The sequence below is a fragment of the Duganella sacchari genome (genome assembly GCF_900143065.1).
GTDB lineage: Bacteria > Pseudomonadota > Gammaproteobacteria > Burkholderiales > Burkholderiaceae_D > Rugamonas > Rugamonas sacchari.
The window spans coordinates 539,770-552,681 of the sequence record NZ_FRCX01000002.1 but is presented as its reverse complement, the minus strand read 5'-3'; the positions used below and the strand labels follow the sequence as shown (position 1 = coordinate 552,681).

Annotated in this window: 12 protein-coding genes; all 12 read right to left on the bottom strand. The window is 64.1% G+C overall.

From position 1 onward, the window contains the following. Window position 1: 1 nt before the first annotated feature. The 12 genes from BUA36_RS06230 to BUA36_RS06175 all read right to left on the bottom strand — a co-directional run bounded on the left by BUA36_RS06230 (window position 2) and on the right by BUA36_RS06175 (window position 12,877). Window positions 2-721 (bottom strand): Crp/Fnr family transcriptional regulator, encoded by a 720-nt coding sequence (locus BUA36_RS06230; protein ID WP_084560022.1) that lies wholly within the window; start codon window positions 719-721, stop codon window positions 2-4. Window positions 722-723: 2 nt separating this feature from the next. Beyond that, entirely contained in the window at window positions 724-1,422 is a 699-nt protein-coding gene (locus BUA36_RS06225; RefSeq protein WP_072782400.1) for a Crp/Fnr family transcriptional regulator, read from the bottom strand. 10 nt (window positions 1,423-1,432) lie between these two features. Then, window positions 1,433-2,275 (bottom strand): universal stress protein, encoded by an 843-nt coding sequence (locus tag BUA36_RS06220; RefSeq protein ID WP_072782397.1) that lies wholly within the window; start codon window positions 2,273-2,275, stop codon window positions 1,433-1,435. 96 nt (window positions 2,276-2,371) lie between these two features. Continuing rightward, on the bottom strand, window positions 2,372-3,862 hold the full coding sequence (locus BUA36_RS06215) for a DUF3526 domain-containing protein (RefSeq protein WP_072782395.1): 1,491 nt from the start codon (window positions 3,860-3,862) through the stop codon (window positions 2,372-2,374). After that, the gene (locus BUA36_RS06210; RefSeq protein ID WP_167544261.1) at window positions 3,859-5,343 is read right to left on the bottom strand and encodes a DUF3526 domain-containing protein; all 1,485 of its coding nucleotides are present in this window, start codon (window positions 5,341-5,343) and stop codon (window positions 3,859-3,861) included. The genes BUA36_RS06215 and BUA36_RS06210 overlap by 4 nt, the downstream gene beginning before the upstream one ends. After that, window positions 5,303-6,007 carry an ABC transporter ATP-binding protein gene (locus BUA36_RS06205; RefSeq protein ID WP_072782389.1) on the bottom strand — a complete coding sequence of 235 codons (705 nt, stop codon included), beginning with the start codon at window positions 6,005-6,007 and terminating at the stop codon, window positions 5,303-5,305. The genes BUA36_RS06210 and BUA36_RS06205 overlap by 41 nt, the downstream gene beginning before the upstream one ends. Before the next feature lie 9 nt (window positions 6,008-6,016). Then, window positions 6,017-8,269, bottom strand: coding sequence for a TonB-dependent receptor (locus BUA36_RS06200; protein ID WP_167544260.1), 2,253 nt, complete (start codon window positions 8,267-8,269; stop codon window positions 6,017-6,019). Window positions 8,270-8,353: 84 nt separating this feature from the next. Next, window positions 8,354-9,667 (bottom strand): Nramp family divalent metal transporter, encoded by a 1,314-nt coding sequence (locus tag BUA36_RS06195; RefSeq protein WP_072782383.1) that lies wholly within the window; start codon window positions 9,665-9,667, stop codon window positions 8,354-8,356. 111 nt (window positions 9,668-9,778) lie between these two features. Beyond that, window positions 9,779-10,474 carry a glycosyltransferase family 2 protein gene (locus BUA36_RS06190; RefSeq protein WP_072782379.1) on the bottom strand — a complete coding sequence of 232 codons (696 nt, stop codon included), beginning with the start codon at window positions 10,472-10,474 and terminating at the stop codon, window positions 9,779-9,781. Beyond that, complete coding sequence (locus BUA36_RS06185) at window positions 10,471-11,082, bottom strand: class I SAM-dependent methyltransferase (protein WP_072782376.1); 612 nt, start codon at window positions 11,080-11,082, stop codon at window positions 10,471-10,473. The genes BUA36_RS06190 and BUA36_RS06185 overlap by 4 nt, the downstream gene beginning before the upstream one ends. Next, on the bottom strand, window positions 11,079-11,855 hold the full coding sequence (locus BUA36_RS06180; RefSeq protein WP_072782373.1) for a PIG-L deacetylase family protein: 777 nt from the start codon (window positions 11,853-11,855) through the stop codon (window positions 11,079-11,081). Before BUA36_RS06180 ends, BUA36_RS06185 begins: the two co-directional genes overlap by 4 nt. Further along, entirely contained in the window at window positions 11,843-12,877 is a 1,035-nt protein-coding gene (locus BUA36_RS06175; protein WP_208861857.1) for an acyl-CoA dehydrogenase family protein, read from the bottom strand. Before BUA36_RS06175 ends, BUA36_RS06180 begins: the two co-directional genes overlap by 13 nt. Between the last annotated feature and the right edge of the window lie 35 nt (window positions 12,878-12,912).

The window sequence follows — 12,912 nt, the reverse complement described above, 5'->3', positions numbered from 1 at the left end:
ACTAGTCTTCCAGCATTAGCGGCGTACCCGCCGCTACTTTCTCGACCTGGAGCCGGCCCGGCAAGTGATAGGCGCGCTGGCCCATCGTCAGCCAGCCGCGCCGCCGCATGGCGCTCAGACAGCGGCTCACCGTGGAGGAGGTCAGGCCCAGGTAGTCCGCGATGTCCTGGCGCGACATCGGCAGCGAGGCCTGTTCCAGCCTTTGCAGCAGAAACTGCGCGACCCGCTGCACCGCCGAGGTGCTGCGCAACATGGCCGCATGCTGCTGGTGACGTGCGATGGTGCCGCTCAACATCTGGCCAAACGCTTCGGCGCTGCGCGGCTGGCGGTCCAGCAAAGACAGCACCTGCGCGTAGGGCACGATGGTCACTTCGCAATCGGTCAGTGCCACCGCGCCTGCGTGGCGGTGCTGCTGGTTGAGCGATTCCAGTCCTACCCACGCGCCGCTGCCCAGGAATTCGATGATGTGCTGGCCGCCATCGCGGCCATGCTGATACAGCTTGATGTCGCCGCTGCGGATCACGTGCAGCTGCTGGTCCACTTCATCGGAAACGCGGAACAGGTGTTCGCCGCTGTGCAGGTGCACGCAACGCTGTTCCAGGCAGGTGTGCGGCACGGCGGCGGCGGGCGGTGCATCATCCCGGCACAGGCCGGACAGCGGGCAGCCATAACACGGGCTGACGCGGTCATTGGATACCACCAGTTTCAGTTTGCTCGCCATGATCAGCCCTCCGTGCCAGCGGCAGTGCGCTCCAGCGCTGCCGGATCAAGTAAGGTCAGGTCGCGCCGGTGAACCTGCATTACGCCCTGACGACGGAACTGGTCTATCAGCCGGCTCACACACTCGGCGCTGACGCCGATGTAGCTGGCGATATCGCAGCGTGACATCGGCAGCCGGAAACGCGATGCCGAATAGCCGTTATTGCGGTAGACCTGCGACAGATGCAGCACCAGGTCGGCCATGCGCTGACGCGAATGGGTGTGGTGCAGCAGTAGCGCGTCCTGCTGCGCGCGGCGGATTTCCGCCGCCAGCAAGGCATGCAGACCGGCGCGCTGCATGGGCTGGCTGCGGCCACGAAAGGCCTGGCGGTCCCAATCGATGCAACAAACTTCGCTGTCCTCGAGAGCGATGGCGCTGGTGCTATGGCCAGCGGCGCCCAGTGTATTCAAACCCAGAAATTCCGGCGCCATGGCGAAGCCGATGACCTGTTCTTCATGGCCGGGGCGTTCCAGCACCAATTTAAAACTTCCCGAGCGTATGCAATAAATGCGGTTGCCGGGAGCGTCGCCCGCGCGGTATAGCGCGTCGTGGCGACGGACCCGCATGCGATGGCCAGCGATCTGGTCGTCCGCCGCGGTGTCCCGGCAAAGATGCAAATGGATGCAGCGCTCGCAGTTGCTACGGTAATTATCGACGCGCATGCAACCCCGCTTAGTGCGCCATCAGGACTGGCAGCGTCATCGACTGCAGCACGCGGCGGGTGACGCCGCCAAGGACGATTTCGCGCCAGCGTTGATGGCCGTAAGCGCCCATGACCAGCAGGTCCGCCCCCAGATCGGCCGACAGCGACAGCAGCGCATTGCCGATATCCAGGCCGGCGGGCGTGTGCTGCTGCGTGACTTCCACCCGGACGCCATGGCGTGCCAGGTACAGGGCGATGTCGGCGCCAGGCTGTTCGCCGTGTACGCCGTACTGCGTCTGCGCGTTGAACACGGCCAGCGTAACGTGCTGGCTGCGGCGCAGTAGCGGCAGGGCGTCGGTCACGGCGCGCGTGGCGGCGCGGCTGCCATCCCAGGCGACCAGTGCGTGACGGTCGATATGGGTATAGCGGCCGGCGTATGGCACCAGCAGGACCGGGCGGCCACTGTGCAGCGTCAGGTGTTCCGGCAGCTTGCGCAGCCAGTCAGGCCCGGTCAGTTCGGGATCGCTCTGGCTCAGCACCAGCAGATCGGCGTAGCGCGACTGCAGTACCAGGCCGGTTTCGGAATCGTCGTCGCTGATGCGGCGCTCGAAACTGACGCCTGCGGCCTTGGCCTGGACCACAAAGCGGTCCAGCGCCTGTGCGCTGTTGCCGGTGACGGCGTCGATGTCGGTCGGGGCCAGCATGCCACCGTAACCGAAAGCGGCGTTACGGTAGCATTCCATGGTCAGGCCGGTGAACGCGGCGCCGACCAGATGCGCTTCGTGACTGAGTGCGACCTGGCAGGCCAGCTCGTAGCGGGACGCAGCGTGAGGCGACAGGTCGGCGTGAAGCAGGATATTTTTGTATGTCATGATGAGCTCCTTGTGATTGCCAATGTCAGGCTATCAAAGCGCATCGATAATTTTTATGATCTGGATCAAATTTCCCCGGATAAATTGTAGTAGGCCTTATTTCGCCGGACGCCGGGACAGGATCAGTGCCGCGATGCCCAGCAAGGCGGTGATCCACAACGGCAGCCGCGCCAGCGCCGTTTGCCAGCCCGATACCGTTGACATGGCCGCAGAAGGCGTAAATACGGGCACCTGATCGAAGTCGCGGAAGCCGTAGCCACCGAGGCAGGTCGCCGGACATGGCTGGCGTTCATCGCCCAATGCGGACAGCTGGATCACGCGCTGGAAGTAGTCGCGCAGCGTGCGTTGATGCTGCTCGACCTCCGCCAGAAAGTGCTGGTGACGTTCATGGCCGTTCCCGGCCAGCGCCGACAAGGACTGATATGCCAGGGTGACAGGGCTGAATCCCTGCAGGCGTTCAAACAGTCGCTGACGGTTTTCGCCAGCCTGCGCGAAGCGGCGATCCACTTCCGCCATCACGCGTTCCAGCTCCTGCGCCCTTTGAAGCCGGGAGACGCTGGAGGATACCTTGTCCAGCGAAGCCGCCGGTTTCCACTCCGGGTGGCTGTCGTAGAAGCGCGCCAGACTGACCAGTTTATTCGATGCCACCGCGTCGCCCGCATCGCGCAACGCCTGCACATAGCGTTCGCGCTGTGGCACCGGCGCCGCTGCCTGCACCGCGGCTGTCAGGGCGCCAGGCAGCAGGATGGCAAGGACCAGCCAGGCGCCGAAGCCGGCGAAAGCCGCCGTCATGCGGTTGCCGCAGGTCGCGCAGACCACCACTGCCACGGCGGCCCAGAACAGCGAATACAAGGTCACGACACCGCTCCACCGCGCCAGCGCCGTGTAACCGTCAGGGTTGGCGGGAACCGCGCCCGACGCCAGCGCAAGCGCGCAACACGTCAGCATCAGGAGCGCGCTTGCCGCGAGTGTGCGTGCGGCCGTCTGCGCGACCAGCATGCGCCCGATACGCACGCCCTGCAACTGCAAGGCGCGCAGCCGCAGGCTTTCCCGGTCTTGCGTCAGTACCGATGTGGTCAAGGACAGCAGTATCAGCGGCCAGAGATAGACGACAAAGAACATCAGATCGAAACGTCCCACGGCAAGCAAGGCGGGATGTTCGATTTCCAGTGCGGTGCGCGCGGACTCCATCGATTCCGCCCGTACCCGCACGTAGGCGGGAAGCAGGTCGGCCTGGCCGACCGCCAGCGCCGCACCCGCCATCTGCGGCTTGGCGGCAAAGCCTACATGCTCGCGGAAGACATAGCCACGGATATCGATGGGGCTGCGGAACCATTGAAGGCCGCTGAACTCCGCAGCATCGGGATGCGCAAAATAGCGTTGCGCCAGTGACTTGGCGTCATTCCGGGCCTGCGACTCCTGCATCGCAGCGGCATTCACGGCACTGCGGTTCTGGCGCTCAAAGCGATTGCCCTCGTACAGGCCAAATATGGCCAGCAGCAGCGCTGCCACTAACAGCATCAGCGTGCCGCGTTCGCGCAGCTGGCTGCGCAGATCGTAGACGATCAGTGTAAACAGTTGTTTCATCGTAGATTTCCATAACGAAGACGACGCAGACCGGCCGCGCACAGCAGCAAGCTGCCGGAAAACAGGACGACCAGCGGCAGCAAATGGCGTTGCAGCAGGGCGGCGAGATCCAAGGGCTGATAGGTAAAGCGGAACGGCGGCACACGATCCCATAGCGCCTGGTCGCCGTCGTAGCGGGCGCCGTTTTGCTCAGGGTGTGCGGTAATCGCCTCATTCAGTACCAGCTGTATGGTGCGGCGCTGCTGTTCCGCGCCGTTGACGAACTGGATATGGTGCTGCGTATCGCTACCGGCTGCCATGCCAGACAAGCCGGCTACCGCAGCGGACGGCGATATCCAGCCGGCCAGCGATGCAGCCTCGCTCTGGCGCCGCATGGCGTCAAACAGCTGGCCATAGTGCTGGTCAAAAATGCGGTCGCCATGCTCCTCGCCGCGTTGCAGGCTGATGCCGGCCCAATTCACCGGCAAGTCCCTGGCGTCTTTTACACCATATTTACGCAGCAGCTGCAGCTTGTCGCGGCGTGCCTGCTCCGGATCGTCCGGCATGCCCAATGCATTGTCCAGCGATGCACGGAATGCCTGCATGGAGGGCAGCGGCACCGCCAGCTGCGCCAGTTCTGCGGCGGCGCGCGGCACTACCAGCGCGGTGACGGCCCACAGCGCTATCAATACCGCCAGCGCAGAACGCAAGGTGCGCGTCCAGGCGGAGACACCAGCAATCAGCGCCGCCCACGTTGCCAGGTAAAGCAGGTAGCCCAATGCGAACAGCAATGCACGCAATGGCCCGTCACTGAATGGGCTGCGGCCATGCATCTGCCACTCCACGGCGCCGACGGCAACGCTGGCAGGAATCACCAGCGCCATGGCCATGCAGAACAGCACAGAGCCGCGTGCCATCGCGATGGCGCCGAGCGGCGCGGCATTGATGCGCAAGGCCGCTAGCGTGCCCCGTTCACGTTCCCCGGCAAACATGCCAAAGCCGAGGAAAATCATCGCCATGGGCGCCAGCACTTGCAGCACCAGGGCCGGATTCAGGCGAAACTGGCGATTGACACCCGGTTCATCGTTGGCGGGACGGTACACCAGCTCATTCTGCTTGTGCGCCTCCAGCCAGACGCTGGAGCCTACATAGTGTTCTATGCCCGGGTCCAATGCGGATAATGCCGACAGGGGCTTGAATACGTAGACGCCGTAGTGCGCCGCAGCGTGCGGGTATTTTTTGCCTTGCTGGGACCAGCGCTGCTGTTCCGCTGCCTGCGCACTGCTGCGCGCATCGAGCGCAGACTGTAATTCCAGCGAGGACAGCGCGGCCGCGCCAGCCGCCAGCGCCAGGCCTATGCCGATCACCAGCCACACGCGCCAGTCACGCCGCCGTTCGCGCCAGTCCGCAAGCCAGGCGGCGCCAAAAGCCAGCAGCCAGTGCGCCATGCCGCGGCGGCGGTCAGACGCGTCGGGCGAGGATGTCAAGGTAGTTGCGTTCAAGTTCGCCTGCATTCAAGTCTCCCAGTTTCCATTCCCCAGCCAGTTGGCCACCTACCAGCATGCCGCAGCGATCGGCCAGCTCCTGCGCGCGGAATAGATCGTGGGTTGCCATCAGAACCGCCGCGCCATCGTCGGCCAGCGTGCGTACCAGTTCACCAAAGGCCACGCTGGCCTCGGGGTCCAGCCCGGAGGTTGGCTCGTCCAGCACCAGTACCCTGGCGCCTTTGGCCAGCGCCATCACGATGCCGACTTTCTGCCGCATGCCTTTGGAATAGCCTTGTGCCATGCGGTGCCACGCATGTTCGGGAAGGCCGGCCCGCTCCAGCAACGCCTCAATCTCCGCACGGCGCGGCGTGCGCCCCAGCAGGCGCATGAAGAACTCGACGTTTTCCACGCCAGTCAGGCGTTCATACAGCGCGACGTTTTCGGCGATGTAGGCTGCATGTTCGACTGCTGCCTGTGCCGGGGGCAGGCCGGACCCCGCCAGCTGTATGACGCCGTCGTCAGCCTGGACGAAACCCAGCAGGCAGCCGATGGTGGTCGACTTGCCGGCGCCATTCGGTCCAAGCAGGGCATAGACCTCTCCGTCGTGGACGTGCAGATCCAGCCCATGCAGCACCGTGCGGTTGTCGTAGCGCTTCACCAGTTTTTGTATGCGTATCATGCGGGCTCCTTAAAAGGCGTAACGCACTTCGGCAAATAGCGTACGGCCCGGATAGGGGTGTAGCTGATATGCCTTGTTGTTATTCAGGTTATCGACACCCAGCGACACTTCGGTGCCCTTGACAGGCTTGAGCAGCAGGCGCACATCCAGTTGGCTCACACGCGAGACGCCGCCATAGACATCGGTGTTGTAGTCGGTATTGTTGATTTCGTTGAATTGCGGCCCCGAATAACGGTAGCTGGCCGCCAGGCTCCAACGGTCGGATGGTGCGTATATCAGGGTGCTGGCGGAGCGCACCCGTGGCACGCGCGACCAGTTCTTGCCGACTGACGGCAGATAGTTGGCGTTTTCAAGGATGGTGGATTTGCTGAAGGCGATATTCGCTTCCGCGCTCAGGCCAGGAATACCCAGGCGATCGATCTGGCCCACCAGCTCCAGTCCACGCGTACGCACGCGCCCGACGTTCTGCACATTGGTCACATTGGGGAAGACGTTTAGATTGAGCTGGCTCCAGATGGTATCGCGCACGTCGTCCTGGAACAGCGAGGCGCGCAGACTGCCCAATGCATAGCGCTGCTCGGCACTTAGCTCAAGCGCGGTTGACCGTTCCGGTTTCAGGTCGGGATCATTGACGGTGATGCTGCTGCCTGCCGCCGTTCCCTGGAACAGTTCCGCCACCGTTGCAAAGCGCGTGCCGCGTCCAGCTGACATGCGCAGCGTGGTTTGCGCATCCATATCCCAGGCCAGTGACAGCTTTGGCGACCACGCATGGTCGTTGCGGCGTGGGTAGTCCACGCTGGCGCCTGGAACTACGCGCTGCGTGCCGCTGCTGGCTTGCCAGGATTCCGCCCGCAGGCCCATGACCAGGTGCCATTGCTGCGTGAAATGCCACGCATCCTGTCCGTACAGCGCCAGGATGCGCGTTTCTCCGCCCACGTACTGCGTCTCTGTGCCATTGGCGTTGCGCCAGTCGGCTGTGGCGCGCGTCGACTGTTTGAGTTGATAGGTATCTGCGTGCAGGCCAAAGGTCAGTGCGTGATCGCCTGCGGCATTGCTGGTGCTGGCGTCCAGCGACTGGAAGCCGCTGCCGTCGCGTACCACAGCACTGCCTGCGCCACCGCTGGCCGCAAGCGGATCGGCCACCGTGGCATTGCGCTGTACATCGTCAAGGATGCGGTAGGCGCTGACGGTGACGCTGGCGTTCCATCCCGCCTTGTTACGCGTCTTTGCGCTGAATCCCAGCAGGGCGTGGCGCTCTTCGCGCGTGTATGGTGCAAATGCCGAAGTGGGAATGTTGAACACATTGATGCCATCGGTAACGCGGCCAGACCAGACGGCGTTGCCGGCGGCATCGCGCAGGAAGGTTTGATTGCGTGTGGTGCTGTCGTTGCTCCACCACGCCAGCATGGCTTCGGTGCTGATGGTGGGGCTGAAATCGTAGCCGAGCGTGACTTTGGCCGTGTTCTGGATCGTGTGATCGATGGCGCCAGTATTGGCGCCCATGATGGCGCGGCGTGTCCCGAATGGCCCGGTGTCGTAAGCGATGCCGGTGACTGGCGTCGCTGCACCGCCGCCGGTGACTGGCGTGGCGGCGTAGTAGCCCATCGGCTGGCTGGTGGCGTCCTGGTGATTCACCATCAGCTTGTACCAAAGTCCCGATGGCAGTTTATCCGCCAGCAGCGCGGAAGCCTGGTAGTTGCGGAAGTGGTCGGAGACGCCGTACTGGTCGTAGCTCTGGTCCTGGCCGGCAATGCGAACCGCGCCAGAAAACGCGGTCGGTCGGCTGGTGGTGACGGCAATGCTGGTGCCGATGGCGTTACCGGGATAAAGCGCGGAGTAGGGACCATACAGCACCTCGACGCGTGTCATTTCTTCCGGCGCGATCATGTTCCAGCGCGGCGCATCAAAGCGGCCCAGGAAGTTGGACAGCAGGTAGCCATCCATGTACACCAGCGCGCGCGGCGCCTGGGTGGTCGAGAAGCTGCGGCCGCCGACCAGCGCATTACGGTCGCCGCTGTAGCGCTTGCGGATCGTCATGCTGGGCAGATTGCGCAGCGCATCCTCGGGGTTGAAGATATTCTGCTGCTGGCGCAGCTCTTCCTGTGTTTTTGTGATGCTGGTGCTGGGCAGGTCCGGATCGAGCGTGCTGCGGGTGCTGTTGATGGTAATTGTCTGTAGTGTGGCGTCGTCTTCCGCCTGCGCGTAGTGAATCGTCAGGGCGAGCGGGATCGCCACGGCCAATGGCCGCATTATGGTTTTCATGGTCTGGAGTGAAGTGGTGTTAATGCAAGAGACTTGCATAATAGACCGGCTTGGTTGTTAACGCAACATGGTTGCATTAAATTTTCAGTCGGCCAGGGTTTTCCAGATCAGGACCAGATTCAGGCTGACGATGAGGCTCATCATGCCCCACGCAAGCCAAGCCACGGGACGCGGCGTGGCAAAGCGGCCCATGATGGCGCGAGAGCTGGTGTAGCGTATCAATGGCCACATGGCGAAGGGCAGCTGCAGGCTGAGTACCACCTGGCTGAAAATCAGCAGGCTGGTGACGCCGCGGTCGCCATACACGCTGGTAACCAGCAGCGCTGGCACAATGGCGACCGCACGCGTTAGCAGACGTCGCGCCCATGGCGCCAGCTTTAGCTGTACGAAACCTTCCATCACGATCTGGCCAGCCAGGGTTGCGGTGACTGAAGAACTCAGGCCGGCCGACAGCAGGGCCACCGCAAACAGCACGCTGGCCAGGGTCGCGCCAGTCAACGGGCCAAGCAGCAGATAGGCTTGTTCCAGATCAGCGACGCCTGTGTGCCCGGTGGTATGGAATACTGCTGCGGAAGTAATCAGGATGGCGGCATTGACCAGAAACGCCAGGCACAATGCCACCACGATGTCCACCGAAGCGAAGGAAATCGCTTTACGCGTGCCGTCTTCGCTGGTATTGAAGCGCCGTGTTTGCACTGTTGAGGAATGCAGGTAGAGGTTGTGCGGCATGACGGTGGCGCCGATTATGCCGATCGCCAGATACAGCATGCCGGGGTCGGTAACTGTCTGTGCCGACGGAATAAAGCCCGCCGCCACGGCATGCCACTCCGGCTGCGCCAGCAGCAGGTTGACGGCAAAGCACAGGAAGACGATGCCCAGCAATGCCATCACGAACGCCTCCAGATAACGGAAGCCGCGCTGTTGCAGCCACAGGATGACCAGCACATCGAGTGCGGTCAATACCACGCCATAGCTTAGCGGTATGTCGAACAGCAGCTTGAGCGCAATGGCGGTGCCGATGACTTCCGCCAGATCGCAAGCGCAGATCGCAACCTCGCACAGCAGCCATTGTGCCAAGGCGGAGCGACGGGACGAGTGGCGGCGGCACAGCTGCGCCAGGTCGGCTTGCGCCACAATGCCCAGGCGCGCGGACAGGATTTGCAGCACCATCGCCATGCAGCTGGACAGGCAGATAATCCACAGCAGCGTGTAACCGTAAGCGGCGCCACCGCCAAGGTCCGTGGCCCAGTTGCCCGGGTCCATATAGCCGACTGCGACGAGGTAGCCGGGGCCGATGAAGCCAAGGAAACGCCGCGACCATGGACCGTGACCGGCGACTGCCACACTGCGCTGGCCATTGGCGCCTGCTGGTTCGGCGGTGATTACGGGCGGCGTCATACATACTCCTGTTTCAAAAGGAAGAAATGCGTGGCGCCGGCGGGTTGGCTACGTCCTGGCTGCTATGGTACGACATTTCTCCGGCTTTTGCGCACTGGCGCGGCAGTGCGGTCAGGCGGTTGCCGCGCGTGCGGTTGCTGCATAACGTATCAGGGTGTCGCCAAAGCCGCCGCGCGCCTTGGCATCGCGGCGCGCACTGGTGTTGACGCGCGGCGCAGCGCTCCAGGCGAATTGGGCGCCGCTGCGCTGTAGCGCTTCCACCAGTGCCACGTCTTCGCTGCAGGCCAGCGGTTCGAAGCCGCCCGCACGCAGGTAGGCGGCAGCTGAGACGCCGAGATTGGCGCCGTGGATGTGGCGGTGGCCATCGGCGTCGGTGTAGCTGTTGCGGAAGTGATTGCGCAGCAGTTCAGCATCGTCCTGATGCGGCGACCAGTCGTCCACCGCGACGGTGCCGCAGACCACGTCCACGTTCAGGCGTAGCTGCTGCACCAGCCAGTCCGGCGAAACCTGTGTATCGGCGTCGGTAAAGGCCAGCCAGCGTGCGCCGAATTGCAGCAGATGGCGGGCGCCGGCCGCACGCGCGATGCCGACGTTATGTGCGTCCACGCAGATGCCGTCGATGCCTTGTTCCTGCGCGGCGTGCTGCGCGACGATGGCGAACGAGCCGTCCGTGCAGCTGTCCAGCGCGACGGTGATGCGTACCGGTTCGCCGCACAACGCGGAATGCCCGGCCGCGATGTGGGCCGCGTGCAGGCAGGCGTCGAGATAGCGTTCTTCGTTATGGGCGGGGATGATAATGCCTATCATGGCGAGATTCCTTCATGTTGGGCCACGGAGTGCGGGTTGTTCGACCACACATCCAGCAGGAAGTCGGCTTCCTGGTGGTTGACGATGCGATGCAAGGCCGGGCTGGCGTTGAATGCCGCGTGGATGGCGTCTGTGTCCAGCAGGCGGTCGGCAAAGGGACGACGCCAGTGACACAGCACGACCGCACCACCGGGCGCCAGGGTACGCAGGCAGCGTTCCAGCAATAGCGGCAGGTCGGCGGGCGGAAGGTAGTACGCCATCTCGCTGATGACGATGAGATCAAACTGCTCACTGGGCCACTCGCCCGGCAGATGCTGGCATTGCACCTCGACGGTGGCTACCTGCCTGGCGTTGACCGTGGTGATCCGCCGCCGTGTGAGTGCGACTGCTGCCGGCGATACGTCGCTGGCTGTGATACGGTCGGCACGTTCGGACAATGCTGCCGTCAGTTCTCCATTGCCGCAGGCGGGTTCAAATATGTGGCGGTAGCGTGGCGCGGGCAGGCTGGCAAGCAGCAGGCTGCGTTTGCGCTGCTCGTACCAGCGTTGACGGACCTGCCACGGATCGTCAGCCTGTTCGTACAGCTGCTGGAAATGGGCGGTGCTCATGTGAAGTAGACCTCATATGGACGCAGCAGCCTTGCCAGCACGTGCGGTGGCAGGACGGCTTCGTGACCGGCTTCCGGTTCGGCATGGAGCTGTGTGGTGAAACAGGCGGCAGCCCGGCGCTTGCCCTCCAGCTGCTCCGCGGTGAGCGACAACCGTTTTGCCCGATGCCACGGCACCCGGCGGTCGCCAGGCGCTGCCCAGTGCCATGTCCAGACGGGTGTTTCGACGAGGGTGGCGCCGCAGGCGCGCGCGGCCAGCGCAGTCGCCAGGCCACAGGCTTCGTGATCGGGATGCCCGTCCTGGCGCCAGGTAACGAAGACGACATCGCCCGGGCGCAGCAGTTGCAGCAGCAAATTGTGTAGCTGGTCCATGCTGGCGTTGACGCGACCATCCGCCAGGTGGGCGCGTACGCTGCGGATGGCGGTACTGTCGCTGAGGCCCAGCGCCTGCAAGGCGGCCTCGGTTTCCCGTGGCCGCAGCCGCGCCAGATCGCCGGCAGAGAACCGCCGCGAGCCGGGATGGCTGGCCTCACCATCTGTGACCGCCAACAGTACGATATGGCTGCCTTGCGCATGAAGTTGCTGCAGCAGACCGCCGCAAGCCAGCACTTCATCGTCCGGATGTGGCGCGACGATCACCGCGCGGCTGTGGGACGGCACCAGTTGCGCAGCGATGGTGCCGGGGAGATCGGCCAGCCCGCTCCATGCCTGCCATGCTGATTCGGGCGTGCCATGGCCCGTGATGAGGGGCTGCTCTGCAATCACGGCGCCCATGGCGAGGCCTCCTGGCGCGCCAGCATGCTGCCCAGCGATGCCAGATCGCGTTCGGCATGGCTCTGGCGCAGGAATACGGGCAGGTCTGCCGCCATGCGGGCAAAATGCGCGTTGCGGCACAGCGGTCCGGCGCCTAATGCCCTGGTCACGTGATGCAGCACAGTGTTGGCCGCAGCTTCCACTGCGAGACGCAGGCGCAGCGCGGGCAACGCCGCCTCGGCTTGTGGTGCGGCGTCGATCGCTGCTGCGGTCTGGCGCAGGAGCGCGGCTGCTGCGCTCATGGCGATGTCCACTGCGCCGAGATGGGCGAGTCGATGAGGGTCGGCATCCGGCCCGCCGGTGTGCAACTGATCGGCCAGCGATTGCGCCGCGCCGTACCAGCAGGCTGCGATACCGGCGCCGCCATGCCAGAATCCCGGCCGGCTCAGATAGGCGCCTGGTGCACCGACGGGTGTCGCCGGCGCGTCGTCAAACAGCACATCCACGCTGGCAGTAGCCGCCATGCCAACCGCATGCCAGCCTTCGTTGGTGATCGTCACGCCAGGGCCGCGCAAGGCGACAGCCGCCAGCCGGCGCTCGCCGTTGGCATCGAGGCAGCTGACCAGGGCGTGACTGAGTGCGGCGGCGCCGGAGCACCATTGTTTGCGTCCGGCCAGCACGTACTGGGCGTCGCCAGTCTGGCGCAGCGTCACTGCGGCGTTGGGCGGTTCGGCACACCACACGCCCCACGATGCGCCAGGATGATCGGGGCCTTGCAGCTCGGCCAGGATCGCCAGTGCGTCGGTATGGCCTTCATACAGCTTGAGCAGAGCCAGGTCATAGCCAGCCACCAGCGCCAGGCATTGCCAGCGTTGCAGCGTGGCGCCATGGCCGGGCAAGGGCAGCTGGTCAAAACCTTGGGCGATCAATTGTTTCAACTGCTCGCCGGGCGTCTGCAGAGCATCCAGCGCGGCCAGCGCGAGTGCCAGCGCTTGCTGCTGTGTGGCAGGCTGACGATGAAAGTGGGAGTGCGGATCAGGCATGCGCTATTCCTGTAATGCGTTGAGGCTGTCTGCAT

Excerpts from the sequence above, each read along its gene's own strand:
- BUA36_RS06230 (WP_084560022.1), bottom strand. The coding sequence starts at position 721 with ATGGCGAGCAAACTGAAACTGGTGGTATCCAATGACCGCGTCAGCCCG.
- BUA36_RS06225 (WP_072782400.1), bottom strand. The coding sequence starts at position 1,422 with ATGCGCGTCGATAATTACCGTAGCAACTGCGAGCGCTGCATCCATTTG.
- BUA36_RS06220 (WP_072782397.1), bottom strand. The coding sequence starts at position 2,275 with ATGACATACAAAAATATCCTGCTTCACGCCGACCTGTCGCCTCACGCT.
- BUA36_RS06215 (WP_072782395.1), bottom strand. The coding sequence starts at position 3,862 with ATGAAACAACTGTTTACACTGATCGTCTACGATCTGCGCAGCCAGCTG.
- BUA36_RS06205 (WP_072782389.1), bottom strand. The coding sequence starts at position 6,007 with ATGATACGCATACAAAAACTGGTGAAGCGCTACGACAACCGCACGGTG.
- BUA36_RS06200 (WP_167544260.1), bottom strand. The coding sequence starts at position 8,269 with ATGAAAACCATAATGCGGCCATTGGCCGTGGCGATCCCGCTCGCCCTG.
- BUA36_RS06195 (WP_072782383.1), bottom strand. The coding sequence starts at position 9,667 with ATGACGCCGCCCGTAATCACCGCCGAACCAGCAGGCGCCAATGGCCAG.
- BUA36_RS06190 (WP_072782379.1), bottom strand. The coding sequence starts at position 10,474 with ATGATAGGCATTATCATCCCCGCCCATAACGAAGAACGCTATCTCGAC.
- BUA36_RS06185 (WP_072782376.1), bottom strand. The coding sequence starts at position 11,082 with ATGAGCACCGCCCATTTCCAGCAGCTGTACGAACAGGCTGACGATCCG.
- BUA36_RS06180 (WP_072782373.1), bottom strand. The coding sequence starts at position 11,855 with ATGGGCGCCGTGATTGCAGAGCAGCCCCTCATCACGGGCCATGGCACG.
- BUA36_RS06175 (WP_208861857.1), bottom strand. The coding sequence starts at position 12,877 with ATGCCTGATCCGCACTCCCACTTTCATCGTCAGCCTGCCACACAGCAG.